This window comes from Aromatoleum evansii, assembly GCF_012910805.1.
GTDB lineage: Bacteria > Pseudomonadota > Gammaproteobacteria > Burkholderiales > Rhodocyclaceae > Aromatoleum > Aromatoleum evansii.
Genome location: NZ_WTVK01000043.1, coordinates 21310 through 47604 on the forward strand (window position 1 = coordinate 21310; position 26295 = coordinate 47604).

Below are 26295 nucleotides of genomic sequence, written 5' to 3' on the forward strand. Positions count from 1 at the left end.
GTAGCGTGTGCGATGCCTGGTCAATGTCTCTGCTTGGAGGAGACGGATGGCTTTTGTCATTCTTTCCGCCGGAACGCTAACGCAGTCGAAAGTGCGCACGATCAGCGCACGGGCGTTCCTGGCTGGTGCGAGCATCGCGGTCCTGGCCGCGCTCGGTGGCGGGTTCGCCCTCGGGTACGGCTTCCAGTCGCCCGCGAACTCCGCCGCATCTCAGGAAGGTGCTGCCGACCCTTCCGCGAGCCCTGAAGCACGTCTGCTCATCGGCCGCTTCGGCGAGCTCGCGGGGCGGATGGTGCAGCTCGAGGCTGAAGCCAAAGGGCTCGCCAACCGCATCGGTGTCCTGAGGGATTTCGAAAGCCGCCTCAGCGAGAGCGCCGACGCGGAAAGCAAGTCGGGCCGCATTGCCAAGACGCCCCCGGCGTCGTCCGGTGGCCCGCTGCTCGATCCGAGCTCCGCGTTCGTGCCTCGCGTCACCGATCCGGTCACTGCGCTGCTGCGCTCGCCGCTGATGTCCGACTCGGACGGCGCCGGCAAGCTCTCCGACGAACTCGAGCGAATGGAGCGCGACATCGAACGCGTCAGCGAGACCTTCGCCCATCTCGACGGCCTTGCAACCTCGTTCAGCCTCGCGCAGATGGCGTTCCCCGGGCGCGCGCCGGTTCCCGATGTCGAGGTGAACTCCAATTTCGGCAACCGGCTCGACCCGTTCCGCAACCGTCTCGCGTTCCACAGCGGTGTCGATTACCCGGCCCCGCGCGGCACGGCCATCGTCGCCAGCGGTGGCGGACGCGTCGTCTACGCGGGCCATCGCGTCGAATATGGCAAGACCGTCGAGATCGATCACGGTGGCGGCCTCGTGACGCGTTATGCCCATGCATCCAAGGTCCTGGTCACGCCCGGGCAGATCGTGATGCCGGGGCAAAAGATCGCGGAGGTCGGGTCGACCGGCCGCTCGACCGGTTCGCATCTGCATTTTGAAGTCATCAAGGATGGCCTCGTGGTCGATCCCGCTGCCTATCTGGCGCGATTCTGAGTGGAGCCGATGAAGCCGTCGCGGCGTTCGCCGAATCACGACCTGACGCGTAATGAATATGCACTGAGTCCGGCAAGCCGCGGTGTCGGCCGCATGGCGTTCGTGCTCGGGGCCATGCTGGTGGTGGTGCTGATGGCGGTCGTCGGGCTGCGATTCTTCGAAAATAATCTTGCGCCGACATCCTATCTTTCCGATGTGCGTGCGGAAAACCTCGAACTAAGGAAGGAGCTTGCCAAGCTTCGCCTCGAGCTCGAGGTGGAGCTGGCGACGCGCAGCGAGCTGGAGCGACAGGTCGCAACGCTCAACGAACAACTGAAGCAGGTTGGCGACGAACTGGCGTTCCTTAAATCCGCCGGGGCGCGCAAGCCTGAAAAATGACCCGCCGCGCCGGCGTGGGACTGGAAAGGGGAGACAGGAACGATGTTCTTCGGACGCAAGGGCAAGCGCACGATCGAGATGACCAAGCTTTCGAGTCTGGTTGCGGACAATCTCGAGATCGTCGGTGATGTGATCTTCTCTGCCGGGCTGAGGGTCGACGGCCGCATCCAGGGTAACGTGATCAACAAGGAAGGCGAGCGCAGCCTGCTCGTGCTCAGCGAGAAAGGCTCGATCAACGGGCGCGTGCGGGCCTACGACGCCGTGATCAACGGCGTGATCGAGGGAGATCTCGAGGTCGAGCATTTCCTCGAACTGCAGGCGAACGCGCGGATCTCCGGCAACATCATCTACCGTCAGCTGCAGATGGAATGCGGCGCGGTCGTCGATGGCAAGCTGGAAAAGCTCGAGGATGGTGCCTCGGGCGCGAAGAATGTGATCGAGCTCACCAGCTCCACGCCGGCATCGGCCGCTCGCTAGTCGGGGCACACGCCACCGGCGAATCAGGCAGCGCTTCCGCGCTTGTCGTCGCGTGCCGCAAACTGGTCCGCGGTTGACGTGTACTCCTGCAGCCAGCCCAGCCGCAGGAAGATCATCCACGCCGCCCAGGCTGCGAACCACGTTGCATAGAAGCTGAAGACGATATCGCTCAGGAAATGCCCGCCCTGGGCAATCCTGCCAAGGCCGAAGAGTGTTCCGACTGCGAGGCCGATCAGGGTCCAGCGCCGCCGGGCCGCGACCCCCCCGAGAAATCCGAGGCTCACCAGGTAATAGCCGGCGGAGGCGTGACCGCTGACGAAGGAGCAATTGTTGTCGCACTGGTCCGACGGTTGCGTCGCGGGCGTGAACGCCTTGGTTCCGCCGAACTGTTCAACCTTGTAAGGGCGTGCGCGGCCCCAGTAGTCCTTCAGGGCGACGTCGATCAGCAGGCCCGGGCCGAGAAGCAGCGCGGCGATCAGGTAGGCAACCTGGATGCGACGTTTCTGCCCGGTCGCCCCGCGCTGCATCGAGTAGGCGAAGAGTGCGATGAACAGGCCGATGATGGTCGCCTTGGACATCAGCGGGATGCCGCGGTAGAGCGATTGCACGAGCGGGTTGTAGTCGCCCGAGAAGCCGCGCGCGGAGTCGTAGAACGCGCGCGATACCGCGAGATCGAGCTCGGGCCACACCGTGAACACCACGGCGCAGACGGCCATGGTCAGGGCCATCCAGACGGTCAGCCGATTCATGCGGAGGCGCCCCGGCGGCGCAGGCGAGTCGTTCGCGGGGGTTGCAGCGGCGGGCGTTCTGGGAGCATGCGGTACTTCCTTCGTCGATGCCGGTTCTGGCATGGCGCTCAATCGGGCAGCTTGCGCACGAGTGCGACGCCGCCCTTGCGGTAGAGGATGTCGACGCCGCTGACCGGAACACGGTCGGTGCGCGTGATCGCGAGTTCGCCCGCAGTGGGGGCGCGGTCAGGTGTCACGGCCTGTCGATAGACGCTGAAGCTCGGGGCGTAGTAGCGCCATGCGACGACGGGCTCTCCGGTCTTGCGTGCGAGCAGTCCGGCTTCCTTGACGGGGCCTTGCAAGACCGCGCCGGCCCAGGGGACGACCACCCCCGCGAGGACGATGACCTGGATGACGGCGGCGGCGCCGACCTTCATCCACGCTGCGGCGTTCCAGCGCAAGGCCAGCCAGATCCACGCAAGCAGCCCGCCGACGGCGACCAGGTAGTATTCGGGGGTGGCCTCGGTCAGCGCGAGCGCGAGCTGGGCACGGTAATACTCGTTGCCGGCCGCGCTGGCGGCGAGCGCGTCGAAGATCAGGGGCAGGAACGGCAGCAGCGCGAGAAACAGGGTCGGGGCGAGCAGATGCAGCGGGGCCCGGCGCAGCTCGTTGCGGTGGACGGCGATCAGCAGGAACAGCGGCGTCGAGCCGTAGAGCACGTAGTGCGGGAGCTTGGTGCCGGACAGGGAAAAGAAGGCGACGACGAAACCGGCCCAGATCCACAGGAAGCGGCGCACCCCGGTATCCAGGTCGCCGCGCATCTGGCGCAGGGTGCCGAACAGTGGTCCCGTCCACGGCAGCAGGAGCAACGGCACGGCAATCACGTAGTAGAAGAGGCTGCCGGCGTGGCCTTCCAGCGTGCCGGTGAAGCGCTCGACGTTGTGCTTGAGGATGAAGCCGTCGATGAAGGCCTGTCCGTGAATCGCCAGGGCGGCGGCATACCAGGGCACGACGATCGTCGCGAGGATGACCAGTCCGACGGGGTCGAACACGGCGCGCGCCCAGCGTTTCCATTCCCCGCGGCTTGCGCAGTACAGCAGGCTCACGGTGCCGGGGACGATAAGCGCAATCGGGCCCTTGGTCAGTGCGCCCAGTCCGATCCACACGAAGCTGCGCAGCAGCGGGGCGCGGCGGCCGGATTCGAGGTGCCGCCAGGCATCGAACAGCGCGAGGGCTAGGAGCAGGTTGAGCAGGGCGTCGGCCGTCGCGGCGCGAGCGATGGCGAAGGGGCCCAGCGCGCTCGACGCGACCGCGAGTGCAGCAAGGGCGGTGCTCGCACCGAAGCGCTCGCGCGCGAAATGCCAGGTCGCATAGCTCCACAGCACCCCGGCTACCGCTGAGGGCAGGCGGAAGCCCCATTCGGTGGGGCCGAACACCAGGTAGCCGAGCGCCTGCAACCAATACACGAGGATCGGCTTGTCGAAACGGTTCTCGCCATTGAGGTAGGTGGAGAGGAAGTCTCCGCGCTCGAACATCTCGCGCGTGGCTTCGGAGAAGGCCCCTTCGTCGACGTCGAACAGCGGCGCGCCGCCCAGTCGCAGGAAGAAGGCGGCGAACGGAAGCAGGAAGATCGCAAGGGCCAGCGACGCGCGCGGCTGGGGCAGGGAAGCCGCGGGTGTGATCATCGGTCGCCTTTCCTGTGCCATCCGTCTACGTCGTCGAGCGCAGTGCGCGGCCGCGCTAGATAGGCGCGGGAGCTGCCCGATTCGTAATACACGCGCGCCAGCAGTTCCGCGAGCACGCCAGAGGTCACCATCTGCACGCCCGCGATGACGAGGAAGAAGCCGCCGAAGAGCAGCGGCCGGGTGCCGATGTCCTCGCCGAGGAAAAGCTTGAGGGCGAGGAGGTAGCTGAGGATGAGTGTGCCAAGCGCACCGAGGCCGATGCCGATGCCGCCGAAGAAGTGCCCCGGGCGCGTGCGGTAGCGCATGAAGAAGTAAACGAACACCAGATCGAGCACTACCCGGAAGGTGCGCGAGATGCCGTACTTAGACTGACCGAAGACGCGCGCATGGTGCGTCACGACTTCCTGGGCGATGCGGCGCGGGGTCGTCACGGTCGCCAGCCAGGCGGGAATGAAGCGGTGCATCTCGCCATACAGGCGCACGCTCTTGATCGCGCTGGCGCGGAAGACCTTGAGGCTGCAGCCATAGTCCTTGAGGTGCACGCCGGTCATGCGCGCGATGAGGCGATTGGCGATGCGCGAGGGGATCTTGCGCAGCAGCAGTCCGTCCTGGCGATCCTTGCGCCATCCTGCCACGAGGTCGAGATCCTCGCTCAGCAGTCGCTTGACCATGCGCGGGATGTCGATCGGGTCGTTCTGCAGGTCGCCGTCCATGGTGACGATGACGCTGCCGCGGGCGGCGTCCAGTCCGGCCTGCATCGCCGCGGTCTGCTTGAAGTTGCGCATCAGTTCGACGATACGCACATGCGGGCCGTACTTGGCGGCGCAACGCGCGAGTTCTGCGGGTGTCGCGTCGGAACTGCCGTCATCGACGAGCACCACTTCCCAGGGGCAGGGATAGGGGCCCAGCGCGAGGTGGATGCGTTCGAGCAGCGGCTCGACGTTTTCAGCCTCGTTGTACATCGGCACGACGACCGAAAGGGTGTGCTCGGGCATATCCGCGGGAATCTGCGGTTCGGCAGGCGGCAAGGGCGACTTGTTCATGCGGATCAGTGTCTTCAGGAAAGATGCGGGCGATCGGGGTCTCTGGCGGAAGCGGCGCGCGCCGGCACGAGCCAGGCGAGGGCGCCGGATGCTACCGCACAGGCGATGACGAAAAGGTGAAGGGCGAGAGCGGCCTGCAGGCCGCTCGCGAACGGGACGCCGTTCGGCAGCATCGCCGCCGCGGAGCCCGCCTCGTAGGTGCCGAATCCGGCGACCCCCTGGACCGGGAGGATGGCGGCAAGTTCCGCGCCCAGCGCACCGGCCGCGCCGACGGAAAGGGTCGCCGGGACCAGGGAGGCGAGGAGCCAGGCTTGGGTGGCGAGCTTCACGGACCAGTTCGCGAGCGTCCAGATCCAGCCGAAACGCGCGTGCCGTGTCGAATCGGCGAAGGCATTGCGCAGCTTGGCGAGTTTCGCCGCCGCGCCGCCGCGCTCGGCCCAGGCGTGCGGGGCACGCGCCCAGCGCGGCAAGTACCACGCGAAGGCGACCAGGGCCGTGATGCCGGTGAGGCGCAGGGGCAAGGGCAGGCCCGGCCAGACGGTGACGGCCACGACGGCGACGACGAGGGCGTCCTGTAGTCGAAACCAGAACAGCGAGGCGAGGGCGCGGGCCAGCGGTGTGCCGAAGTTGCGTCCGAGCAGGACGGGGAAGGCGGCTTCGCCGCCGCGGAAGGGCACGACGTTCACCATCGCGTTGTGGATCAGCACGATGCGCAGGCAGGTTCCGAAACGGCCTCGCGCATCGGAGCGGAACTCGTCGTACACGCGGCCCGCGCGCAGGGCATAGCTGGCCGCAAAACCGGCCAGTGCCAGCGTCGCGGCGAGCGGGTCGAGGCGCCGGAACGCATCGCCGAGACCTTGCCAGCGGCCGTCCCATGCGAGCCATGCCAGCAGCGCGAGGCTCGCGGCGATCGCAAGCAGGCGCTTCATGCGTCGGCCCTTTGTGGTTGGGGGCCGCGTGCGAGCGCGACGGCGATGCCGCCGAGGCCCCAGGCGCAGAGCACGTACTGAATCCAGCGCCCCTCGGGATAGCCCAGCTCCTCGAAGAATATCGAGATCGAGAAGGCGGCAAGCAGGGCGGCGAGCACGCGCCAGCCCGTGCGCCTCTCCCAGAAGCGCCAGTGCGAGGACCACCACACTCCGAACGCGCCGCAGAGCCAGCCGCCGGCCGCGCCGGCGAAGATGTCGAGCGGCCAGTGCGCCCCGACTGCAACGCGGGAGAAGGCGACGGCCGAGGCAAGCGCCAGCGCGGACAGGGCAACCAGTCGCCGGCCCGATTGCACCGCGCACAAGGCCGCCACGGCTGCGAAACCGAAGGCCGTGGCAGAGTGGCCGGACGGGAATGAGCCGGTGCGCAGCACTTCGCCGATCACGTTGAAGTTCTCCGGGCCCAATACGGCCGCAGGCCGTGCTTCGTCGAAAAATTCCTTGGCGCCATGCGTGTAGAGCGCGCCGGCCGGAACCGCCAGCAGGGCGGAAGCCGCCCAGCGCGGATACCAGGCGAGGAAACCGGCGAGCACCGCGAAAGCGCCGGAGGTTGCGCCGAGATTGGTCAGTCCGGCCCACACGAAGGCAGGCAGCGCCGCCGCCGCGCCGTTCCAGCCCAGGAACCACTCGCTGTTGCGTCCGCTTGCCAGCGTCGCCAGCGCACACAGCGCGAGGATGGCGGCGGGAACCGCGATCCAGCAGGCGCTTTCGCGCGAGCGACTGGGCGAAGGCAAGGGGCGTGTGCTCATCAGGCTGCGTCGGACAAAACACATAATTCTACCCGATCTGCGCGCGCAAGCCTTGAACGGGTCGGCTGTGCACGCGGGCGGGGCGCCGTGGCGAGGGTTGCGGGGGAGGGAAACTACCTGCGGGAGCGGGCGCGACCGTCGGGTATAATTCCGCTCTTTCCGTACGTCGAACACCTGTTCGCGTCCTTCCCGATCCTTCGCACCGACTCAAATGGCCGAAATTCTCAAGCTGCGCGGCGCTCCGGCGCTCTCTTCCTCCCGCCTGGAGCGTCTCTCGCGTACCGTTGCCGAAGCGCTGCCCAAACTGAAGGGGCTCGCAGCCGAACACTGGTACCTCATCGAGATCAAGGAGCCGTTGAACGCCGCGGAACTCGAGCGGCTGGTCGATCTGCTGGGCGCGGTGCCCGCGACGCCGCAGGCGCCGGCGGGAACACCCGTCGTGGTCGTGCCGCGCCTTGGCACCATCTCGCCGTGGTCGTCAAAGGCCAGCGACATCGCCCGCCAGTGCGGTTTCGACAAGGTCGTGCGCATCGAGCGCGGTATCGCCTATTCTCTGGACGTGCGGGGCGGCCTCGACGACCGGCAGTTCGCCGCGGCGCTCCCCCTGCTGCATGACCGCATGACCGAATCGGTGCTGCAAAACGTCGAGGCGGCCGAGGCGCTGTTCCATCACTACGAGCCCAGGCCGCTGACGACCGTCGACGTCATCGGCGGCGGCCGTGCCGCGCTCGTCGCGGCCAACGGCGAGTTGGGTCTTGCGCTGTCCGACGACGAGATCGACTACCTCGTCGACAACTTCACCCGCATGGGGCGCAACCCGACCGACGTCGAGCTGATGATGTTCGCCCAGGCGAACTCGGAACACTGCCGCCACAAGATCTTCAACGCGGACTGGGTCATCGACGCACGCACGATGGACAAGACCCTGTTCGGCATGATCCGCGAGACGCACAAGGCCCATCCCGAAGGGACGGTCGTCGCCTATTCGGACAACGCCTCGGTCATCGAAGGCGCCGTCATCGACCGTTTCTACGCGGACGCGGACGGCCAGTGGCGCTTCCGCGCGGAAGAAACCCACATCCTCGCCAAGGTCGAGACGCACAACCATCCGACCGCAATCTCGCCCTTCCCGGGCGCGGCGACCGGCGCGGGCGGCGAGATCCGCGACGAAGGCGCGACGGGCCGAGGCTCCAAGCCCAAGGCCGGCCTGACCGGCTTCTCGGTGTCGAACCTGAACATCCCCGAATTCGTCCAGCCCTGGGAAAAGCCCTACGGCAAGCCCGAGCGCATCGCTTCCGCGCTCGACATCATGATCGAGGGACCGATCGGCGGCGCGGCGTTCAACAACGAGTTCGGGCGTCCCAACCTCGCGGGCTACTTCCGCGCCTTCGAGCAGGAAGTGCAGAGCGAGGTGCGCGGCTACCACAAGCCGATCATGATCGCCGGCGGCGTCGGCAGCATCCAGGCTCAGCAGTCGCACAAGGTGCAGTTCGCGCCCGGCACGCTGCTGATTCAGCTCGGCGGTCCGGGCATGCTGATCGGTCTCGGCGGTGGTGCGGCGTCCAGTATGACGACCGGCACGAACACCGCGGATCTCGACTTCGCGTCGGTCCAGCGTGGCAATCCGGAAATCGAGCGCCGCTGCCAGGAGGTCATAGACGCGTGCTGGCAGCGCGGTGAGGCGAATCCCATCCTCGCGATTCACGACGTCGGGGCCGGCGGTCTGTCGAACGCGATGCCGGAACTGGCCGATTCCGCGAGTCTCGGTGCGCATTTCGAGCTGCGCGAAGTACACATCGAGGAGCCGGGCATGAGCCCGCGCGAGATCTGGAGCAACGAGTCGCAGGAGCGCTACGTGCTCGCGATCGCGCCGGAGAGCCTGGACGAATTCCGTGCCATCTGCGAGCGCGAGCGCTGCCCCTTCGCGGTGCTCGGCAAGGCGACGGCCGACGGTCACCTCACCGTGAGCGACCGCCATTTCGACAATAAGCCGGTCGACATGGAAATGCAGGTGCTGCTCGGCAAGCCGCCGAAGATGACGCGCAACGTGTCGCGCCGCGCCGTGCACGTGCCGCCCTTCGACGTCACCGACGTCGACCTGAAGGAGGCCTGCCTGCGCGTGCTGCGCCTGCCGACCGTGGCCTCCAAGAACTTCCTCATCACGATCGGCGACCGCTCGGTCGGCGGCATGACCGCGCGCGACCAGATGGTCGGCCCGTGGCAGGTGCCGGTGGCAGACGTTGCGGTCACCGCCATGAGCTTCCACGGCTACAAGGGTGAAGCCTTTGCGATGGGCGAGCGTACGCCGGTTGCCTGTCTGGACGCCGTGGCGTCCGGGCGGATGGCGGTGGGCGAGGCGATCACGAACATCGCCGCGGCGGACATTTCCGACCTCGGCAAGGTGAAGTTGTCCGCGAACTGGATGGCGGCTGCGGGGCATCGCGGCGAGGACGCGAAGCTCTACGACACCGTCAGTGCCGTGTCGCAGTTCTGCCAGGCGGCGGGGCTGTCGATTCCGGTCGGCAAGGATTCGCTGTCGATGAAGACGGCGTGGAGCGAGGAGAGCCAGGACAAGCAGGTGGTCGCGCCGCTGTCGCTGATCGTCACCTCCTTCGCGCCGGTCGAGGACGTCCGCCGCACGCTTACGCCGCAACTTAAGTTCCCCGAAGGCGTCGAGACCGAGCTCATGCTCATCGACCTCGGCAATGATCGCAACCGCCTCGGCGGCTCGGCGCTGGCGCAGGTGTTCGGTTCCGTCGGCGAACATGCGCCGGACGTCGATGCGGAACAACTGGCGAAGTTCTTCGCGCTGATCCAGCAGTTCCGCCGTGACGGGCTGCTGCTCGCTTACCACGACCGCAGCGACGGCGGCCTGTTCGCGACGCTGTGCGAAATGGCCTTCGCGTCGAAGTGCGGCCTGTCGGTCGTGCTCGACACGGTGTGCTACGACCTGTACATGAACGACGTGGATGGCCTAGACAAGAAGCCGGACACGATCAAGGGCCGCCTCAACGACCGTCTGTTCGGCGGGCTGTTTGCGGAGGAGCTCGGCGCGGTGATCCAGATCCGCCGCGAGGATCGCGCGCGCCTCACCACGCCGCTGCGCGAGGCGGGGCTCACCTACCACTTCCTCGGCGAACCGAACGAGCGTGATGAGCTGCGCTTCTGGCGCAACGCCAAGCTCGTGTTCAGTGCGCCGCGCGCGGAACTCCATCAAACCTGGTCGGAAACGAGCTACCGCATCGCGCGCCTGCGTGACGACGCCGATTGCGCGCGCGAGGAGTTCGAAGCCCTTGCGGACCTCTCCAATCCCGGCCTGAGTGTCGTCACCAGCTTCGACCCGACCGAGGACATCGTCGCGCCCATGATCGCGACAGGCGCCCGTCCCAAGATCGCGATCCTGCGCGAGCAGGGCGTGAACTCGCAGGCCGAGATGGCCGCCGCTTTCGAGCGCGCAGGCTTCGCTCCGTTCGACGTGCACATGTCCGACCTGCAGGCGGGCCGCCGTCACCTGTCCGACTTCCACGGCCTCGCGGCCTGCGGCGGCTTCTCCTACGGCGACGTCCTCGGTGCGGGCCAGGGCTGGGCGAAGTCGATCCTGTTCAACGCGGCGCTGCGCGAGCAGTTCGAAGCCTTCTTCGGGCGCAGCGACACCTTCGCGCTGGGCGTGTGCAACGGCTGCCAGATGATGGCCAACCTGGCCGCCATCATCCCCGGTGCCGAGCACTGGCCGACCTTCCACCGCAACCGCAGCGAGCAGTTCGAGGCGCGTTTCGTGATGGCCGAGATTCCCGAGAGCCCGTCCATCCTCTTCGGCGGCATGGCGGGCAGCCGCATGCCCATCGTGGTCAGCCACGGCGAGGGCAGGGCGGTGTTCGCCCGGGAGGCGGATCGCGGCAGCGTGATCACCGCTGTCCGCTATGTCGACAATCACGGCAAGCCGGCCGCGACTTACCCGTTCAACCCGAACGGGTCGCCCGACGGCCTGGCGGGCGTCACGACCGCGGACGGCCGCTTCACGATAATGATGCCGCACCCGGAGCGCACGGCACGCACGGTGCAGATGAGCTGGCATCCCGAGTCCTTGGGCGAGGATTCGCCGTGGATGCGCATGTTCCGCAACGCGCGGCGTTGGCTGGGCTGATCGGCCGGACGGATAGTCGGGCCCATGGGCTGCCGAAGCGTGATGCAGTTGGCAGCCAACTTCTTTTTTGCGCTTGACTGCAGTCAAGGGAAACGGGAGCCTCGTGGCTAGAATGCCTGCGACACGAGGCCTCCATACGCCCATGCATATCAAGCGCTCGACCCGCACCCTGACGGCATGGATCGCGTTGTTCGCGATCCTGCTTGGTGCCGTCATGCCGGCCATGAGCCACGCGCTGTCGCGGCTCACCGGCGACGAAACGCGCTGGACCGAGGTGTGTACCGTTGCCGGTACCAAGCTGGTGGCGGTTGATGATTCCTCCGGCAACAGCAAGGGCGGCAATGCTGATTTGTTTCCGGCCGAGCGTTGCGCCTTCTGCGCCACGCATGGCGGGATGCCTGCGCTGCCGACGCCCGACTCGGTGCCCTTCGCGCGCGAATCCGGCATCGATGAATTCCCCCGGCTCTACTACGACTCCCCGCGCCCACTGTTCGCGTGGATTACGGCGCCTCCGCGCGCACCACCACTCCTCGCCTGAGCGTTCTTCGCCCCGATCCGCCTGACCGAAAAGGAAGCATGGCGGCGTTCATGGGGCGTATTCCCGGTAGTTCATCAGCTACGTCTGCGGCGCTTCGATCCCGTTGACGGGTTTCTCGCCGTATTTCCTTCGTCCGTACCGGCGCAGGCTCGTCGCGCCCTTGCCGGACGGATCGCCAGACACGCAGGAGTGGAAACATGAAGCATTACATCGCAGCAGCCCTGTCCCTGATCGCGTTTTCGCTGCCCGCACAGGCAGACCTCAAGATCGAGGATCCGTGGGTGCGCGCAACCGTGCCGCACCAGAAAGTCACCGGGGCCTTCATGCGGCTCACCGCATCCGCTGATGCGAAGTTGGTCGCCGCGGGCTCGCCGGTCGCCGGTATCGTCGAGATCCATGAAATGGCGATGGAAAAGGACGTGATGAAGATGCGCCCGGTCGCAGCGGTGCCGCTTCCTGCCGGTCAAACCGTCGAGCTCAAGCCCGGCGCGCACCACGTGATGCTGCTCGATCTGCGGAAACCGCTGCAACCGGGCGATACCGTGCCGCTGGTCATTACCGTCGAAGGGCGCGACGGCAAGCGTGAAACGCTCGAGGTCAAAGCTACGGTGCGCCCGCTCGGCACGATGGGAGGCGCTGGCCATGAGCGCTGAACGAATCCGCGCGCTGGTCGCGTTTTCGTGCGCCTGCGCAATCGGTGGGGTATCGGCGGCAGATGGCGAGACCATCCTCGAACAGGTGACCGTCACCGGCACGCGGGAAAAGGAGCGCCTGGTCGAGACCCCGGCGTCGGTCGGAGCCGTCAAGGCGGAGGCGATTGCGGCGGACAAACCGGCCCACCCCGCCCAGGTCATGAACCAGATCCCCGGTGCCGCGGTCGCCGTCACCAACGGCGAAGGACACACGACCTCCATCCGTCAGCCCTTCACGACGAGTCCGGTGTACTTGTTCCTCGAGGACGGCATTCCCTCGCGGTCTCCGGGTTTCTTCAATCACAACGCGCTGTACGAGATCAACGTGCCGCAGGCGGGCGGCATCGAGGTGAACCGCGGTCCGTCGTCCGCGCTGTACGGATCGGATGCGATCGGTGGCGTCGTGAACGTGCTGACGCGCGTTCCGCCGACGAAGCCCGAACTCGGAGGCTCGGTGGAGATCGGCGAGCACGGCTGGCGGCGGGCGCTCCTGAGCGGCGGCTCGGGTTATGCGAACGGCGGCTTCCGTGCCGACCTCAATCTCTCCGCGACGGACGGCTGGCGCGACGACACCGCCTATGACCGCAAGAGCGGGACGCTGCGCTGGGACCACTTCATAGGCGACAACACTTCGCTGAAAACCGTGCTCGGCTTCTCGGAGATCGACCAGGACACCGGGGCGAATTCGCCGCTTGTGCGCGAGGACTACAAGCACGATCCGACGCGCAACTACCTGCCGATCGCCTTCCGCAAGGTCAGCGCGCTACGCGTCTCGACGAGTCTGGAGCACGAGACCGCGGATTCCCTGCTGTCGATCACGCCCTACTTGCGCGACAACAGCATGGACCTGCTGGCGAGTTTCGCCCTCCGTTTCGACCCCAGCCTCGCCGAGACGCGGAATCAGTCCTACGGCCTGATGGCCAAGTGGCGCCAGGATTTCGTGCCGATGCGCGCGCGCCTGATCGCGGGTGTCGATCTCGACGTCAGTCCCGGGTCACGGCGCGAGAATCGGGTCAATGCGACGACGCGTGGCAGTGGTGCGAACCAGGAGTTCATCGACTACACGGTGGGGCCGCGCATCTATGATTACGACGTGGAGTACCGCGGCATCTCGCCCTACCTGCATGGCGAGTTCTCGCCCACGGAAAGGTTGCGCCTGACTGCGGGCCTGCGTTACGACGACATGCGCTACACCTTGCGCAATGACTTCACCGCGGGTGCCGTTCAGGTTGGAAGCAGCTTCTATGGGCAATCTGCCGACAGTACGGTGAGTTTCCGCCGCGCGACGCCGAAGTTCGGCGCTACCTACGCGCTCGATCGCGACACCCACCTCTTCGCCTCGTATAACCAGGGTTTCCGCGCGCCGTCCGAATCGCAGCTGTTCCGCCCATCGCGTGCGACGAGTCGTGCATCGGCGCTGGCGCTCGCGCAGTCCGCGCTCGAGCTGGAGGCCATCCGGGCCGAACAGTTCGAGCTCGGCATCCGCGGGGTGGTCGCCGGCGTGTCCTGCGATCTGGTCGCCTATGATCTCACCAAGCACGACGACATCGTGAGCCAGCGCGATCCGGAGACGACGCAGACGATCACGACCAATGCCGGCAAGACGCGGCACCGGGGTATCGAACTCGGGCTCGGTACGCCCCTGCACCGCACCGTCAGACTCGACGTTTCGATGTCGTACGCGTGGCACGAGTTCGAGGACTGGGAGACGTCGCAGGGCGATTTCGGTGGGAACGAACAGGCCAGCGCGCCGCGCTTCATGTCGAATACCCGCCTGACCTGGACCCCGACGACTGCAGTCCGGGCTCAGGTCGAATGGTCGAGGATCGGCTCCTACTGGCTCGATGACGCGAACACCGTTAAGTATGGCGGGCACAACCTCTTCAATCTGCGGGGGAACTACGCGCTCAATCCGACGTGGTCGCTGTTCGGCAGCATCCAGAACCTGACCGACAAGCGTTACGCCGAAAGCGCGCAACTGTCGACGCGGAGTACGCCGGTCTATTCGCCAGGCCTGCCCCGGACCGTGATCGCAGGGGTGGAGGCGAAATGGTGAGCGTCGCAACCCCAAGGACTGCGGCCCGGAAGGCGTTGCTGGCGTTGCTGGGGATCCTGGCCATCGCCAATGTCGACGTGGCCCACGCTCAACCGGCTCAGCACATGCATGGAGTGGCTGGCACCAAGCCTGCGAGACCGGAGCTGGGAACGAGCGCGGCCTTCGCTCCCGATGGCGCGCTGTACGCGGTGACCAAGGATGGTCAGCATGTGTTGCTGCATCGCAGTCCGGATGACGGCCGCAGCTGGGATGCGCCGGTCGTCGTCAACACGGAGCCGGAGCCGATCTCGGCCGACGGGGAAAATCGTCCCAAGCTCGCCTTCGATGCGGATGGCGCGGCGCTGGTGTCCTGGACCCGGCCACTGGCGAAGCGCTTCACCGGCGAGATCCGCTTCGCCCGTGCCGATGACCGTCGTCACTTCACGGCGCCCGTCACGGTGCATCGCGATCGCCAGGAGATCACCCATCGCTTCGAGTCGCTCGCCGTGACCGGTGCCGGCAAGGTCGTCCTGGCATGGATCGACAAGCGCGACCTCGAGCTAGCCCAGGCGGCGAATCGTGACTACCGCGGCGCGGCGATCTACGCGGCGGTGTCGGACGACGGCGGGCGCAGTTTCCGGCCCGAGCAGAAGATCGCCGACCATTCCTGCGAATGCTGCCGCATCGCAATCACCGGGGATGCGGATGGTCTCCCGCTGCTGATGTGGCGCCATGTCTTCGAGCCCAACGAGCGCGATCACGCGATAGTGAAACTGGGTGCGGACGGGGCGCCGGGAAGTGTCGCGCGCGCCACCTTCGACCGTTGGCGCATCGACGCCTGCCCGCATCACGGCCCCTCGCTCGCCGTGGCGCCGGATGGCACGCGCCACGCGGTGTGGTTCAACGAGAAGGACGGGGAAGGGCGGGTCTTCTACGGCCGTCTGGGGGATGGCCGTGTGGAGGGGCAGCGCGCGCTCGGCGGCGAACGGGCGGCGCATGCCGATCTTGCGGTCGTGGGGCGGCGCGTCGCCGTCACCTGGAAGGAGTTCGACGGCGAGCGCACCGCCCTGCGGGCAGAGGTGTCGGCGGATGGTGGAGCCACGTTCAGTCCGCGGGCGCTTGCGGCGACCGAGGGCGCGTCGGACCAGCCGCGCCTGATCCGTCGCGGCGACGCGCTGCTCGTGTTCTGGCGGACGGAGACCGAGGGCATGCGGGGGTATTGGCTGGAATGAAGATCCGAAACCTCATTGCGGCGCTGTCGTGGTGCCTCGCCGCGGCAGCTTCCGCGGCAGAATTCCAGCCCCTCGATCGGGTCGCAGCGGCCCGCATCGTGGATCCGGCGAGCCACACGGTTCCGACGATCGTTGCCCTGTGGTCGTCGGAGTGTGTTCACTGCAAGAAGAACCTCAAGCTCTTTTCCGAGATGGCCAGGGGAGATCGCCGGTTCAGGCTGGTCACGGTGGCAGTGGAGCCGCAGTTTGCCGGCCTGGCCGAACTGCTGGACCTGCTTTCCGTGCCCGGGCAGCGTTTTGCCTACGGGGTTGATTCGCCCGAGGCGCTCGGTTACGCGCTCGATCCGAAGTGGCGCGGCGAGTTGCCGAGAACGATCTTTTTCGACGGGAAGGGTGGCAAGTCAGCCCTGTCCGGCGTCGTCACCGAGGCGAAGGTCCGCTCGGCCCTCGGTCTGTAGGCGGCCCCGTAATGACGCCGGCCGGAAAGTAAAAAGGGCGGACGAAACCGCCCTTTGCCGTCGCTGGCCCGGGGCCGGGGATCACATTCCCTGGTAGATCGGTCCCTCGCCGCCCTGCGGCACGACCCAGTTGATGTTTTGCGTCGGGTCCTTGATGTCGCAGGTCTTGCAGTGCACGCAGTTCTGCGCGTTGATCTGCAGGCGCGGGTTCTGACCCGACTCGTCGCGCACGATCTCGTACACGCCCGCCGGGCAGTAGCGCTGCTCGGGTGCATCGTACTTGGCGAGATTCACCGCGATCGGCACCGACGCATCCTTCAGCTGCAGGTGGCAGGGCTGGTCTTCCTCGTGATTGGTGTTCGACAGGAACACCGAGGAGAGGCGGTCGAAGGTGAGCACGCCATCGGGTTTCGGGTAGTCGATCTTCGGGCACTCGGACGCGGGCTTGAGCTTGTCGTGGTCGGAGCTGTTGTGCAGCGTCCACGGCGCCTTCCCGCCGAACACCTTCTGGTCGATGCCGAAGAGCAGCGAACCCATCCACAAGCCCTTCTTCATGTAGGGCTTGAAGTTGCGCGTCTTGTGCAGTTCCTCGAACAGCCAGCTGCTCTTGAACGCCTCGGGGAACGCCTTCAGCTCGTCGCGGCTGCGCTCGGCCGTCACGGCCTCGAAGGCCGCCTCGGCGGCAAGAGCGCCGCTCTTGATCGCGGCGTGGCTGCCCTTGATGCGCGCGGCGTTGAGGAAGCCCGCGTCGTCGCCGATCAGCGCGCCGCCCGGGAACACGAGCTTCGGCTGGCTCTGCAGGCCGCCCGCGGCGATCGCGCGCGCGCCGTACGCCAGACGCTTGCCGCCTTCGAGATACTTGCGGATCTCGGGGTGCGTCTTGTAGCGCTGAAACTCCTCGAAGGGCGAGAGATGCGGGTTGGTGTAGTTGAGGCCCACCACGTAGCCGATCGCGACCAGGTTGTCCTCGAGGTGATAGACGAAGCCGCCGCCGTAGGTGTCCGAGGGCAGCGGCCAGCCGGTGGTATGCACGACCACGCCCGGCTCGTGACGTTCGGCGGGGACTTCCCACAGCTCCTTCAGGCCGATGCCGTAGGTTTGCGGATCGACGCCGTTGCGCAGATTGAATTTCGCTTCGAGCTGCTTGCCCAGGTGCCCGCGACAGCCTTCGGCGAAGAGCGTGTATTTGGCGTGCAGTTCCATCCCCGGCTGGTAGGCGGGGCCCTGTTCGCCTTCGCGCGTGACGCCCATGTCGCCGGTGGCGACACCCTTAACGGCGCCGTTCTCGTCATAGAGGATCTCCGCCCCGGCGAAACCGGGATAGACCTCGACGCCCAGCGCTTCGGCCTGTTCGCCGAGCCACTTGGCGACGTTGCCCAGGCGCACGATGTAGTTGCCGTGGTTCAGGAAACAGTCTGGCAGCAGGCCGTTCGGGACCTTGCGCCCGCCCGTCTCGTTGAGGAAGATCACGCGATCTTCGGTGACCGCGGTGGTCACCGGCGCGCCCTGTTCCTTCCAGTCGGGGATCAATTCGTTCAGCGCGCGCGGATCCATCACCGCGCCCGAGAGGATGTGCGCGCCGATCTCGGCGGCCTTTTCGATCAGGCACACGGAGACGTCATTGCCCTTCTCGGCGGCCAGTTGCTTCAGCCTGATCGCCGCCGCGAGCCCCGCAGGGCCGCCGCCGACGATCAGGACGTCGAATTCCATCGATTCGCGTTCCATTCAGTTCTCCATTTGAATACGCGGATATTGGTTTTGTGCATCGCGGAGATGCAGTTTAATACATGCGCAGCCCCGCACGGGCATGCCATTCGCCGCCGCGATGCGTGTATAACATACGGTACCGTATGTTAGAGTGTCTTGTCGAGCCAAACCAGAGGAACCCACTCAATGGAAGAGAAACGGAAGTTGGTCCATACCACCCGCATTCCGGTGCGCTGGGGCGACATGGACTACTACGGGCACGTCAATAACACGGTGTATTTCCGCTACTGCGAGCAGGCGCGCGTCGAATGGATCGAGCTGCTCGGCTTCGGCGTCGATCCCAATTGCGGGTCGGGTCCGGTCGTGATCAACGCCAGCTGCACCTTCCTGCTGCCGATCAACTATCCGGCCACCGTCATCGTGAAGATGTATGCGGGCGAACCCGGCCGGAGCAGTGTGATGACCTGGTATGAACTCTTCGTCGAGGGCGAGGAGCGCCTCTACGCGGACGGCGCGTCCAAGGTCGTGTGGATGGACATGGCCACGAACAAGTCGGTGCCCCTGCCGGAAGGGCTGCGCGCTTTTCTCTGACGCGTCCTTGTCGGCCGGTTCGGGTAGAGTCGGGGGTGAGGATGATGCATGCGTGGCCGATCCGGGTCGAAGGGTATCTGGCTGCCGGTTTAACAGGGAGATCGGATGATGCTGATGAACTGCGAAAAATCCGTCCTGCTGATTGTGGACGTGCAGGAGCGGCTCGCGCCGGCAATCGCCGAGAGCGAGGTCATTGTGCGCAATTGCGCGTGGCTCGCCGGCGTCGCCGCGCGCGTGGGGGTGCCGGTGGTCGTCACGGAGCACTTTCCGGACAAGATCGGCGGCACGGTTGCGGAAGTGAAGGGCGCCGCAGTGGCCGCAGGCGCGCAGTTCGTCACCAAGCAGCATTTTTCGGCTGAGGCCGACGGATGCCTCAGGGGTACGACCATCGACGACAGACGGCAGGTCGTGGTGTGCGGAACGGAAGCCCATGTGTGCGTCCAGCAGACCGCGCTGGGCTTGCGCTGGGCGGGCCGCGACGTCTTCGTGGTGGCGGATGCCGCCGGCTCGCGGCGAGCGAGCGACCGCGATCTGGCTTTTGCACGCATGCGCGGTCACGGCATCGAGATCGTGTCGCGGGAAATGGTCGCCTTCGAATGGTTGCGCCGCGGCGGCACCGAGCTCTTCCGCAGCGTGAATCGCGACTTCATCCGCTGATCTCCGGCGGAAACAGCGGCTCGTCGTCCGGCGTGCGCCACTGGCGCGGCACCTTGCACCAGGTATCCGTGTAGCGCGCCGCCTTGTCTGCCGCGCTTCGCACGAGGCAGCGCGCAGGCACCCCGAACGCGTTCGCGACGATCCAGCCATGCAGGCTGGTACCAACGTACGCGTGAGCCCCCGCGAGCAGGGCGCAGATGTCCAGAACGCGGGGCGACTCGAGGATCGCCAGGGGAGCGTTCGCCCCGAGCCGGTCGGCAAGACGCCGCAGTGTATCGCGGTCGTCATGCCACGGCGCCAGCCCGGCGCGGAACAGTGCGATGCCGCCGTCGCGTGCGTCCGATGCGCTGTGCAGGGAGCGCGCGACGCGGTCGAGCGTCGCATCGTCTCCCCATTCCGCGCCGAGTTGCACCGCGATCCATGATCGCAGGCGGGCATGCAGCGCCGCGATCTCGCCGCCCCGTCCGCGCTGCCGTATCGTCGTACGGAAAAGTCCGGATGTCGCCGCGGCCGGATCCGGCTGGAGATCGGGGGCGAGTCCGGCATGGCGAAGTGCGTTCAGGGTCGTGCTGTCGCGGACGCCGAGCGTGGTCGCGCCCTGGAGCGCCCCGAGGACTTCATTGCGCTCCGCGGCCGTCAGCGCGTCGAATGCGACGCCGCCCACGGCGCGGAAGTGGGTGCGCCAACGGGCGGGGAGTGCTTCCCGTGCGACGACGTAGGGTATGCGGCGCGCGGTCCCGAGGACGGACTGCGCCCACGCCGCGCGCGCATCCGCGTTACGGTCATGCAGGGCCACGATGCGTGGCACGTGTGCCGGCGGCTGGAGCATCACGGCCGCTTCCCAGGCGGTGGTGGTGAGCAACTCGCCGCCGACGTGCACGAAGTCGGCGTCCTCGTTCCCGTAGGCGGCGATGGCGTCGGCCAGCGCCAGGGTGCGGAACCCATCGGCTGCGTGCAGGTCGCGTGCGGCAAGTCCTACGAACACGATTTCGCTGCGAGCGCCCGCTGCCGCACACCGGGCGAGCAGCAGGTCGCCGAAATTGTGGCGGTCGAAGGCTCCGAACAGGATCAGGCGCCGTCCGTTCGCCGGCGCAGCCTGGCGTGTCGCGCTCGTCATGGTGGTCACGATCCCACCGTTTTCGGCCGTTGGAAAGGGCAGGTGCCGCACATCGCTTCCGGCCCGCGGGCCTCTTCGGTTATCATCGCGCTTTCCCGCAGCAACGTTCCCATGACCAAATACGTCTTCGTTACCGGCGGTGTCGTGTCCTCTTTGGGCAAAGGCATTGCAGCGGCCTCGCTGGGGGCCATTCTCGAATCCCGCGGCATCAAGGTTACCCACCTCAAGCTGGATCCGTACATCAACGTCGATCCGGGCACGATGAGCCCGTTCCAGCATGGCGAGGTCTTTGTGACCGAGGACGGCGCCGAGACCGACCTCGACCTGGGCCACTACGAGCGCTTCACCAGCGCGCGCATGAGCAAGCGCAACAACTTCACCACCGGCCAGATCTACGAGTCGGTGATCAAGAAGGAGCGCCGTGGCGAATATCTCGGCAAGACCGTCCAGGTCATCCCGCACATCACGGACGAGATCAAGCAGTACGTCAAGCGCGGCGCAGAAGGTGCCGACGTGGCGATCGTCGAGGTCGGCGGCACCGTGGGCGACATCGAGTCGCTGCCCTTCCTCGAGGCGATCCGCCAGATGGGCATCGAGGAGGGCCGCAACAGCACCTGCTTCATCCATCTGACGCTGCTTCCCTACATCCCGACCGCAGGCGAGCTGAAGACCAAGCCGACACAGCATTCGGTGAAGGAGTTGCGCGAGATCGGCATCCAGCCCGATATCCTGCTGTGTCGCGCCGACCGCTCGATCCCGGCCGACGAGCGCCGCAAGATCGCGCTGTTCTGCAACGTGATGCCCGAAGCGGTCATCGAGTGCCTGGACGCCAACTCGATCTACAAGATTCCCGGGCAGCTGCACGACCAGATGCTCGACGAGATCGTCTGCCACAAGCTCAACATCCTCGCTCGCGCGGCGGACCTGAGCGTGTGGGACAAGCTCGTCCATGCGCTCGAGAATCCCAAGGAGACCGTCGACGTCGCCTTCGTCGGCAAGTACGTCGACCTCACCGAGTCCTACAAGTCGCTCATCGAGGCGCTGAGCCACGCCGGGATGCACACCGAGAGCAAGGTGACGATCCACTACCTCGACTCCGAGGACATCGAGCGCGATGGCTGCAAGGCGCTCGAGAAGATGGACGCCATCCTGGTGCCGGGCGGCTTCGGCAAGCGCGGCACCGAGGGCAAGATCGCGGCCATCCGCTACGCGCGCGAGAACAAGGTTCCCTACCTGGGCATCTGCCTGGGCATGCAGCTCGCCGTGGTCGAGTTCGCCCGCGACGTGGCCGGCATGGCCGGGGCGCATTCGACCGAGTTCGAGCGCGACACCCAGTATCCGGTGATCGGCCTGATCACGGAATGGCAGGATCGCACCGGCAAGGTCGAGAAGCGCAGCGAAAGCTCCGACCTCGGCGGCACGATGCGCCTGGGTGCACAACTGTGCCACCTTGCGGACGGATCCCTGGCGCGCGATGTCTATGGCTCTGCCGACGTCGTCGAGCGCCATCGCCACCGCTACGAAGTGAACAACAAGCTGCTCTCGCAACTGGAAGAAAAAGGCCTGGTCGTCTCCGGCCGTGCGCCCGGAACCGACCTGTGCGAGATGATCGAACTGCCGGCCGACGTGCATCCCTGGTTCGTCGGCTGCCAGTTCCATCCGGAATTCACCTCCAACCCGCGCAAGGGGCATCCGCTGTTCACGGCCTACGTGAAGGCGGCGCTGGCGCGCAAGGCGGCCGCTGCGGCGGCCTGAGGGAGTCGCGATGAAACTCTGCGGATTCGAGGCCGGGCTCGACAAGCCCTTTTTCCTGATCGCTGGTCCCTGCGTGATCGAGTCGCGCGACATGGCCTTCGAGACGGCCGGCGCGCTCAAGGAGATCTGCGCTGAGCTGGCGATCCCCTTCATCTACAAGTCGTCGTACGACAAGGCCAACCGCAGTTCGGGCAAGTCCTACCGTGGCACGGGCATGGAGAAGGGCCTCGAGATCCTCGCCGACGTGCGCAAGCAACTCGGCGTGCCGGTGCTGACCGATGTGCATGCGATCGAGGAAATCCCGGCCGTGGCGGCCGTCGTCGACGTGTTGCAGACGCCGGCCTTCCTGTGCCGCCAGACCGACTTCATCCATGCGGTCGCCGCGAGCGGCAAGCCGGTGAACATCAAGAAGGGCCAGTTCCTCGCGCCGGGCGACATGAAGAACGTCGTGGACAAGGCGCGCGAGGCCAACGGCGGCGCGGACACCATCATGGTGTGCGAGCGCGGTGCATCCTTCGGTTACAACAATCTCGTGTCGGACATGCGCAGCCTTGCGATCATGCGCGAAACGGGTTGCCCGGTCGTGTTCGATGCGACGCACTCGGTGCAGCTCCCCGGCGGCCAGGGTACGGCTTCGGGCGGGCAGCGCGAGTTCGTGCCGGTGTTGGCGCGTGCGGCCATGGCAGTGGGTGTGGCGGGGCTCTTCATGGAGACCCACCCCGATCCCGCAAAGGCCCTCTCGGACGGCCCGAACGCATGGCCGCTGCCGAAGATGAAGGCGCTGCTGGCGACGCTGAAGGATATCGACAGCCTGGTGAAGCGCCACGGCTTCATGGAGCTGGCCGGCTGAAGCAGTTGCCGGTGTTGCGATCAACTTATTTTTGACCCCTTGAAGGACAGGAATACCAATGAGTGCAATCGTTGATGTCATTGCCCGCGAAATTCTCGATTCGCGCGGCAACCCGACCGTCGAAGCGGACGTTCTGCTCGAATCCGGTGTGATGGGCCGTGCGGCTGTGCCGTCGGGCGCCTCCACCGGTTCGCGCGAAGCCATCGAACTGCGTGACGGCGACGCCGCGCGCTACCTGGGCAAGGGGGTTCTGCGCGCGGTCGAGAACGTCAACACCGAGATCTCCGAGTCGATCATCGGCCTCGACGCCGAAGAGCAGGCCTTCATCGACCGCACCCTGATCGAGCTCGACGGTACCGAGAACAAGTCGCGCCTGGGCGCCAACGCGATGCTGGCCGTGTCGATGGCCGTCGCCAAGGCCGCGGCCGAAGAGGCCGGCCTGCCGCTGTACCGCTACTTCGGCGGTTCGGGCCCGATGGCGATGCCGGTGCCGATGATGAACGTCATCAACGGCGGCGCCCATGCGAATAACAGCCTGGACATCCAGGAATGCATGATCATGCCGGTGGGCGCGACCAGCTTCCGCGAAGCGCTGCGTTGCGGCGCCGAGATCTTCCATCACCTGAAGAAGCTCACCGACAAGAATGGCTATCCGACGACCGTGGGCGATGAGGGTGGTTTCGCGCCGAACGTCGGCAGCACCGAGGAAGCGCTGAACATGATCCAGGACGCCATCTCCGCCGCCGGCTACGAGCCGGGCCGCGAAGTGGTGCTGGCGCTCGACTGCGCAGCCTCCGAGTTCTACAAGGACGGCAAGTATGTGCTGTCCGGCGAAGGCCTGACCCTGAGCTCGGAAGGCTTTGCCGACTACCTCGCAACGCTGGCCGACCGCTTCCCGATCGTGTCGATCGAGGACGGCATGGCGGAGAACGACTGGGCCGGCTGGAAGACGCTGACCGACAAGCTCGGCCGCAAGATCCAGCTCGTCGGCGACGACCTGTTCGTGACCAACACGAAGATTCTCGAGCAGGGCATCGACCAGGGCATCGCCAACTCGATCCTCATCAAGATCAACCAGATCGGCACGCTGTCGGAGACCTTCGCCGCGGTCGAGATGGCCAAGCGCGCGGGCTACACCGCCGTGATCTCGCACCGTTCGGGCGAGACCGAGGACTCGACCATCGCCGACATCGCGGTGGGCCTCAACGCGATGCAGATCAAGACCGGTTCGCTGTCGCGTTCGGACCGCATCTCGAAGTACAACCAGTTGCTGCGTATCGAGGAAGATCTCGGCGATACCGTCAGCTACCCGGGCCGTCGCGCCTTCTACAACCTGCGCGTGCGCTGAGCGTCCCGCGTTCTGCGGCGGCCCGTAGGGGCCGGCCGCAATGATTCAATGCACAAGGCCGGCGATGAATTCGCCGGCCTTCTTTTGATTACGAGCAGATCTTCGTCCCTTTATGCGCTGGCCTCTGGTCATCCTCGTCCTGCTGGTTGCACTCCTGCAGTATCCGCTCTGGCTGGGCAAGGGCGGCTGGTTGCGGGTGTGGGACGTCGACCGGCAACTGCAGGAGCAGCGCGAGAAGAATCGCGAGCTGGAGCAGCGCAACGCGGGCCTGGAAGCCGAAGTGCGCGATCTCAAGTCCGGCAACGAGGCGATCGAGGAGCGCGCACGCTTCGAGCTCGGGCTGACCAAGCCCGGCGAAGTTTTCGTTCACACCCCCCGGCAGAAGCCCTGACGGCGGCTGCCCCGGGGGGAGTGCCATCTGCTCAGAGCACTTCGGCGATCGCCTCGCGTTGCAGCAGTTCGCCCTCGAATTCCACGAGCTCGGGGCCGAGCGCGTCACGCGCAGACACCATTCCGACAGGCCGGCCGTCACTCACGACGGGTACGTGCCGGAATCCGCCTTCGAACATCAGGTGCAATGCGTGGCCAAGTGGCATTTCGGGCGTTGCGGTCATCACATGCGTGGTCATCGCGTGCGCAACAGGGGTCACCTGGGGGTCCAGTCCCGCGGCCAGCACCCGCACGAGGGCGTCGCGTTCGGTAAAGATCCCGATGAGGCGGCCGCCTTCGGTGAGCATGATGGATCCGACCTTGGCGGCGGCCATCAGGCGTGCGGCTTCGCTCACGGTCAGGTCCGCCGGGCCCGTGAGGATGGGGCGCCCGGCGATGACCTCGCTGATCTTTCGTGTATGCATGATTCTGCTCCTGCTGAAGGGTGGGTGAGATGCTTCCTGTCAGCGTCGGCGGGTGTAGCGCCGCCCCGGGTTGTAGGCGCCCGGGCCGCCTTGTTCAACTGTCCGCCAGGAGCGTCCTGGCACCGTCGAATCTGGATCTGAAATAGGGGCTGTCGAGCCGTTCGACGCGCACTCGCCCGCGGCTCGATGGTGCGTGAACGAACCTGCCTTCGCCCATGTAGATGCCCATGTGGGAGTAAGGTCGGTTCATGGTGTTGAAGAACACGAGGTCGCCCGGCTGCAGCAGCGCGAGGCTGACCGGCCGTGTCCGGTCGGCGATCTGCGCCGCGTTGTGCGGCAGGCGGCGCCCGGAAACCTGTTCGACGATGTAGGACACCATGCCGCTGCAGTCGAGGCCCGCGTCGGGGTTGCGGCCGCCGAAGCGGTAGCCGGTGTCGAGCAGCCCCAGCGCAAAGATGACCATTTCGCGCGAATGCTCGGGGTCTTCGAGGACGAAGTAGTCGGCGCTGACCGGCCCGGAAGGGATGCGCGGCGCGGTGGAGGTTTCGGGGCGCGGGGCCGGGACGCTGCTGCAGGCAGCCACGAGGGCTGCGATCGTCGATGCCGTCAGGGCATGAAGCAGCTTGCGAACGACCATGGAGCCCCCTTGCACGTTATTCCCGAACGATAGGGGAATTTGCCTGCGGGTGTCCAGTGGGTGTTCGGGCTGCGGCGGTTCGCGGCGCGGTGTCAGAGCGAGGTCTTGCCGGTGGCCCGGCATGCCTGGCTGTCGGGAAGGCCCGGTCGTTCGAGCGTGGCCTGGTCTCCGCTGGCCGAGAGCAGCGTATAGCCGTCTGAATACTTCCCTCCGCCGGCCGTCTTCTCGCCGGTGAGGGCGAAGATGCCCGCGCCGGTGCGCAGGCGCACGTGACCGTCCAGGTACTCGACGGTGAATTGCTCGCCGCCGGGACAGGTGTAGCTGACAACCCGCGATCCTTCGCTGGTCCAGGCGGTACCGGCGAGGGCGCCGGCGCCGATGAGAAGTGCGGATAGGGCTGCCAGATGGCGATTGAGGTGCATGAAGTGTCTTTCAGAAGCGTGCGGCGGGTGGTGCCGCGTTAGTCCGTCAGTTCGATGGTTCCGCTGACGGTGACGATGATCTCCGTCTCGCCGGCTTCGACGGGCATCGGCGTGGCCTCGGCGGCGAATGCCACCGCAGCGCGTGCGGCGGGGAAGGGCTGGCTCTTATACACATCTTA

Annotated in this window: 25 protein-coding genes; 15 read left to right on the plus strand and 10 right to left on the minus strand. The window is 66.4% G+C overall.

Annotation, left to right across the window (positions count from 1 at the left end; translation table 11 throughout):
- Positions 1 to 91 precede the first annotated feature (91 nt).
- From GO615_RS19680 to GO615_RS19690, 3 genes are read left to right on the plus strand one after another with little or no spacing between them, the layout of a single operon-like run.
- Positions 92 to 1033: a M23 family metallopeptidase gene (locus GO615_RS19680; RefSeq protein WP_339380089.1), complete on the plus strand. Its 942-nt coding sequence runs from the start codon at positions 92 to 94 to the stop codon at positions 1031 to 1033.
- Positions 1034 to 1411: a hypothetical protein gene (locus GO615_RS19685; RefSeq protein ID WP_169131174.1), complete on the plus strand. Its 378-nt coding sequence runs from the start codon at positions 1034 to 1036 to the stop codon at positions 1409 to 1411.
- 42 nt (positions 1412 to 1453) lie between these two features.
- On the plus strand, positions 1454 to 1888 hold the full coding sequence (locus GO615_RS19690) for a bactofilin family protein (protein ID WP_169131176.1): 435 nt from the start codon (positions 1454 to 1456) through the stop codon (positions 1886 to 1888).
- A 23-nt stretch (positions 1889 to 1911) separates the two neighbouring features.
- On the opposite strand, the gene GO615_RS19695 is transcribed toward GO615_RS19690, so the two are convergent.
- From GO615_RS19695 to GO615_RS19715, 5 genes are all read right to left on the minus strand, one after another.
- Positions 1912 to 2637, minus strand: a complete 726-nt coding sequence (locus tag GO615_RS19695; protein WP_169131178.1) for a phosphatase PAP2 family protein — start codon at positions 2635 to 2637, stop codon at positions 1912 to 1914.
- Between the two features lie 107 nt (positions 2638 to 2744).
- A complete protein-coding gene (locus GO615_RS19700) occupies positions 2745 to 4301 on the minus strand; it encodes an ArnT family glycosyltransferase (protein WP_169131180.1) in 1557 nt (518 codons plus the stop codon).
- A complete protein-coding gene (locus GO615_RS19705; protein ID WP_169131182.1) occupies positions 4298 to 5344 on the minus strand; it encodes a glycosyltransferase family 2 protein in 1047 nt (348 codons plus the stop codon). The genes GO615_RS19700 and GO615_RS19705 overlap by 4 nt, the downstream gene beginning before the upstream one ends.
- Before the next feature lie 14 nt (positions 5345 to 5358).
- The gene (locus tag GO615_RS19710; RefSeq protein WP_169131184.1) at positions 5359 to 6273 is read right to left on the minus strand and encodes a lysylphosphatidylglycerol synthase transmembrane domain-containing protein; all 915 of its coding nucleotides are present in this window, start codon (positions 6271 to 6273) and stop codon (positions 5359 to 5361) included.
- The gene (locus GO615_RS19715; protein WP_169131186.1) at positions 6270 to 7079 is read right to left on the minus strand and encodes a phosphatase PAP2 family protein; all 810 of its coding nucleotides are present in this window, start codon (positions 7077 to 7079) and stop codon (positions 6270 to 6272) included. Before GO615_RS19715 ends, GO615_RS19710 begins: the two co-directional genes overlap by 4 nt.
- 211 nt (positions 7080 to 7290) lie before the next feature.
- Here GO615_RS19715 and purL point away from each other — a divergent pair, with 211 nt between their 5' ends.
- The 6 genes from purL (at position 7291) to GO615_RS19745 (ending at position 16178) form a co-directional block, all read left to right on the plus strand.
- Positions 7291 to 11223, plus strand: coding sequence for a phosphoribosylformylglycinamidine synthase (purL, locus tag GO615_RS19720; protein WP_169131188.1), 3933 nt, complete (start codon positions 7291 to 7293; stop codon positions 11221 to 11223).
- 142 nt (positions 11224 to 11365) lie between these two features.
- Positions 11366 to 11761 (plus strand): DUF2946 domain-containing protein, encoded by a 396-nt coding sequence (locus GO615_RS19725; protein WP_169131190.1) that lies wholly within the window; start codon positions 11366 to 11368, stop codon positions 11759 to 11761.
- Positions 11762 to 11958: 197 nt separating this feature from the next.
- The gene (locus tag GO615_RS19730) at positions 11959 to 12414 is read left to right on the plus strand and encodes a copper chaperone PCu(A)C (RefSeq protein WP_169131192.1); all 456 of its coding nucleotides are present in this window, start codon (positions 11959 to 11961) and stop codon (positions 12412 to 12414) included.
- Entirely contained in the window at positions 12404 to 14509 is a 2106-nt protein-coding gene (locus GO615_RS19735; RefSeq protein ID WP_211167240.1) for a TonB-dependent receptor, read from the plus strand. The genes GO615_RS19730 and GO615_RS19735 overlap by 11 nt, the downstream gene beginning before the upstream one ends.
- Complete coding sequence (locus GO615_RS19740) at positions 14506 to 15720, plus strand: exo-alpha-sialidase (protein ID WP_343037787.1); 1215 nt, start codon at positions 14506 to 14508, stop codon at positions 15718 to 15720. The genes GO615_RS19735 and GO615_RS19740 overlap by 4 nt, the downstream gene beginning before the upstream one ends.
- A complete protein-coding gene (locus tag GO615_RS19745; protein ID WP_169131196.1) occupies positions 15717 to 16178 on the plus strand; it encodes a thioredoxin domain-containing protein in 462 nt (153 codons plus the stop codon). The genes GO615_RS19740 and GO615_RS19745 overlap by 4 nt, the downstream gene beginning before the upstream one ends.
- A gap of 81 nt (positions 16179 to 16259) precedes the next feature.
- On the opposite strand, the gene GO615_RS19750 is transcribed toward GO615_RS19745, so the two are convergent.
- Positions 16260 to 17903 carry an electron transfer flavoprotein-ubiquinone oxidoreductase gene (locus GO615_RS19750; protein WP_169131198.1) on the minus strand — a complete coding sequence of 548 codons (1644 nt, stop codon included), beginning with the start codon at positions 17901 to 17903 and terminating at the stop codon, positions 16260 to 16262.
- Positions 17904 to 18071: 168 nt separating this feature from the next.
- On the opposite strand from GO615_RS19750, the gene GO615_RS19755 reads away from it, so the two are divergent.
- Both GO615_RS19755 and GO615_RS19760 read left to right on the plus strand, forming a co-directional pair.
- Positions 18072 to 18476, plus strand: coding sequence for an acyl-CoA thioesterase (locus tag GO615_RS19755; protein ID WP_169131200.1), 405 nt, complete (start codon positions 18072 to 18074; stop codon positions 18474 to 18476).
- Positions 18477 to 18584: 108 nt separating this feature from the next.
- A complete protein-coding gene (locus GO615_RS19760) occupies positions 18585 to 19133 on the plus strand; it encodes an isochorismatase family protein (RefSeq protein ID WP_169131224.1) in 549 nt (182 codons plus the stop codon).
- On the opposite strand, the gene GO615_RS19765 is transcribed toward GO615_RS19760, so the two are convergent.
- Positions 19123 to 20250, minus strand: coding sequence for a polysaccharide pyruvyl transferase family protein (locus GO615_RS19765; protein ID WP_246262379.1), 1128 nt, complete (start codon positions 20248 to 20250; stop codon positions 19123 to 19125). The genes GO615_RS19760 and GO615_RS19765 overlap by 11 nt on opposite strands.
- A 111-nt stretch (positions 20251 to 20361) precedes the next feature.
- Between GO615_RS19765 and pyrG the strand changes: the two genes are divergently transcribed.
- From pyrG to ftsB, 4 genes are all read left to right on the plus strand, one after another.
- Complete coding sequence (pyrG, locus tag GO615_RS19770) at positions 20362 to 22005, plus strand: CTP synthase (protein ID WP_169131204.1); 1644 nt, start codon at positions 20362 to 20364, stop codon at positions 22003 to 22005.
- A 10-nt stretch (positions 22006 to 22015) separates the two neighbouring features.
- Positions 22016 to 22855, plus strand: coding sequence for a 3-deoxy-8-phosphooctulonate synthase (kdsA, locus tag GO615_RS19775; RefSeq protein WP_169131206.1), 840 nt, complete (start codon positions 22016 to 22018; stop codon positions 22853 to 22855).
- A 58-nt stretch (positions 22856 to 22913) separates the two neighbouring features.
- Positions 22914 to 24203, plus strand: a complete 1290-nt coding sequence (gene eno / locus GO615_RS19780) for a phosphopyruvate hydratase (protein ID WP_169131208.1) — start codon at positions 22914 to 22916, stop codon at positions 24201 to 24203.
- A gap of 112 nt (positions 24204 to 24315) precedes the next feature.
- Positions 24316 to 24594 carry a cell division protein FtsB gene (ftsB, locus tag GO615_RS19785; RefSeq protein WP_169131210.1) on the plus strand — a complete coding sequence of 93 codons (279 nt, stop codon included), beginning with the start codon at positions 24316 to 24318 and terminating at the stop codon, positions 24592 to 24594.
- A 31-nt stretch (positions 24595 to 24625) separates the two neighbouring features.
- Here ftsB and GO615_RS19790 read toward each other — a convergent pair whose 3' ends face one another.
- The 3 genes from GO615_RS19790 to GO615_RS19800 all read right to left on the minus strand — a co-directional run bounded on the left by GO615_RS19790 (position 24626) and on the right by GO615_RS19800 (position 26116).
- Positions 24626 to 25057: a CBS domain-containing protein gene (locus GO615_RS19790; RefSeq protein ID WP_169131212.1), complete on the minus strand. Its 432-nt coding sequence runs from the start codon at positions 25055 to 25057 to the stop codon at positions 24626 to 24628.
- Positions 25058 to 25151: 94 nt separating this feature from the next.
- Positions 25152 to 25694 (minus strand): C40 family peptidase, encoded by a 543-nt coding sequence (locus tag GO615_RS19795; protein ID WP_169131214.1) that lies wholly within the window; start codon positions 25692 to 25694, stop codon positions 25152 to 25154.
- Positions 25695 to 25786: 92 nt separating this feature from the next.
- Positions 25787 to 26116, minus strand: coding sequence for an MliC family protein (locus GO615_RS19800; RefSeq protein ID WP_169131216.1), 330 nt, complete (start codon positions 26114 to 26116; stop codon positions 25787 to 25789).
- Positions 26117 to 26295: the final 179 nt, after the last annotated feature.

What these genes read in the sequence shown, in the direction of transcription:
- GO615_RS19690 (WP_169131176.1), top strand. Translation starts at nt 1,454, where the DNA reads ATGTTCTTCGGACGCAAGGGCAAGCGCACGATCGAGATGACCAAGCTT.
- GO615_RS19695 (WP_169131178.1), bottom strand. Translation starts at nt 2,637, where the DNA reads ATGAATCGGCTGACCGTCTGGATGGCCCTGACCATGGCCGTCTGCGCC.
- GO615_RS19700 (WP_169131180.1), bottom strand. Translation starts at nt 4,301, where the DNA reads ATGATCACACCCGCGGCTTCCCTGCCCCAGCCGCGCGCGTCGCTGGCC.
- GO615_RS19705 (WP_169131182.1), bottom strand. Translation starts at nt 5,344, where the DNA reads ATGAACAAGTCGCCCTTGCCGCCTGCCGAACCGCAGATTCCCGCGGAT.
- GO615_RS19710 (WP_169131184.1), bottom strand. Translation starts at nt 6,273, where the DNA reads ATGAAGCGCCTGCTTGCGATCGCCGCGAGCCTCGCGCTGCTGGCATGG.
- GO615_RS19715 (WP_169131186.1), bottom strand. Translation starts at nt 7,079, where the DNA reads ATGAGCACACGCCCCTTGCCTTCGCCCAGTCGCTCGCGCGAAAGCGCC.
- purL (WP_169131188.1), top strand. Translation starts at nt 7,291, where the DNA reads ATGGCCGAAATTCTCAAGCTGCGCGGCGCTCCGGCGCTCTCTTCCTCC.
- GO615_RS19725 (WP_169131190.1), top strand. Translation starts at nt 11,366, where the DNA reads ATGCATATCAAGCGCTCGACCCGCACCCTGACGGCATGGATCGCGTTG.
- GO615_RS19730 (WP_169131192.1), top strand. Translation starts at nt 11,959, where the DNA reads ATGAAGCATTACATCGCAGCAGCCCTGTCCCTGATCGCGTTTTCGCTG.
- GO615_RS19735 (WP_211167240.1), top strand. Translation starts at nt 12,404, where the DNA reads ATGAGCGCTGAACGAATCCGCGCGCTGGTCGCGTTTTCGTGCGCCTGC.
- GO615_RS19745 (WP_169131196.1), top strand. Translation starts at nt 15,717, where the DNA reads ATGAAGATCCGAAACCTCATTGCGGCGCTGTCGTGGTGCCTCGCCGCG.
- GO615_RS19750 (WP_169131198.1), bottom strand. Translation starts at nt 17,903, where the DNA reads ATGGAACGCGAATCGATGGAATTCGACGTCCTGATCGTCGGCGGCGGC.
- GO615_RS19755 (WP_169131200.1), top strand. Translation starts at nt 18,072, where the DNA reads ATGGAAGAGAAACGGAAGTTGGTCCATACCACCCGCATTCCGGTGCGC.
- GO615_RS19760 (WP_169131224.1), top strand. Translation starts at nt 18,585, where the DNA reads ATGCTGATGAACTGCGAAAAATCCGTCCTGCTGATTGTGGACGTGCAG.
- GO615_RS19765 (WP_246262379.1), bottom strand. Translation starts at nt 20,250, where the DNA reads ATGACGAGCGCGACACGCCAGGCTGCGCCGGCGAACGGACGGCGCCTG.
- pyrG (WP_169131204.1), top strand. Translation starts at nt 20,362, where the DNA reads ATGACCAAATACGTCTTCGTTACCGGCGGTGTCGTGTCCTCTTTGGGC.
- kdsA (WP_169131206.1), top strand. Translation starts at nt 22,016, where the DNA reads ATGAAACTCTGCGGATTCGAGGCCGGGCTCGACAAGCCCTTTTTCCTG.
- eno (WP_169131208.1), top strand. Translation starts at nt 22,914, where the DNA reads ATGAGTGCAATCGTTGATGTCATTGCCCGCGAAATTCTCGATTCGCGC.
- ftsB (WP_169131210.1), top strand. Translation starts at nt 24,316, where the DNA reads ATGCGCTGGCCTCTGGTCATCCTCGTCCTGCTGGTTGCACTCCTGCAG.
- GO615_RS19790 (WP_169131212.1), bottom strand. Translation starts at nt 25,057, where the DNA reads ATGCATACACGAAAGATCAGCGAGGTCATCGCCGGGCGCCCCATCCTC.
- GO615_RS19795 (WP_169131214.1), bottom strand. Translation starts at nt 25,694, where the DNA reads ATGGTCGTTCGCAAGCTGCTTCATGCCCTGACGGCATCGACGATCGCA.
- GO615_RS19800 (WP_169131216.1), bottom strand. Translation starts at nt 26,116, where the DNA reads ATGCACCTCAATCGCCATCTGGCAGCCCTATCCGCACTTCTCATCGGC.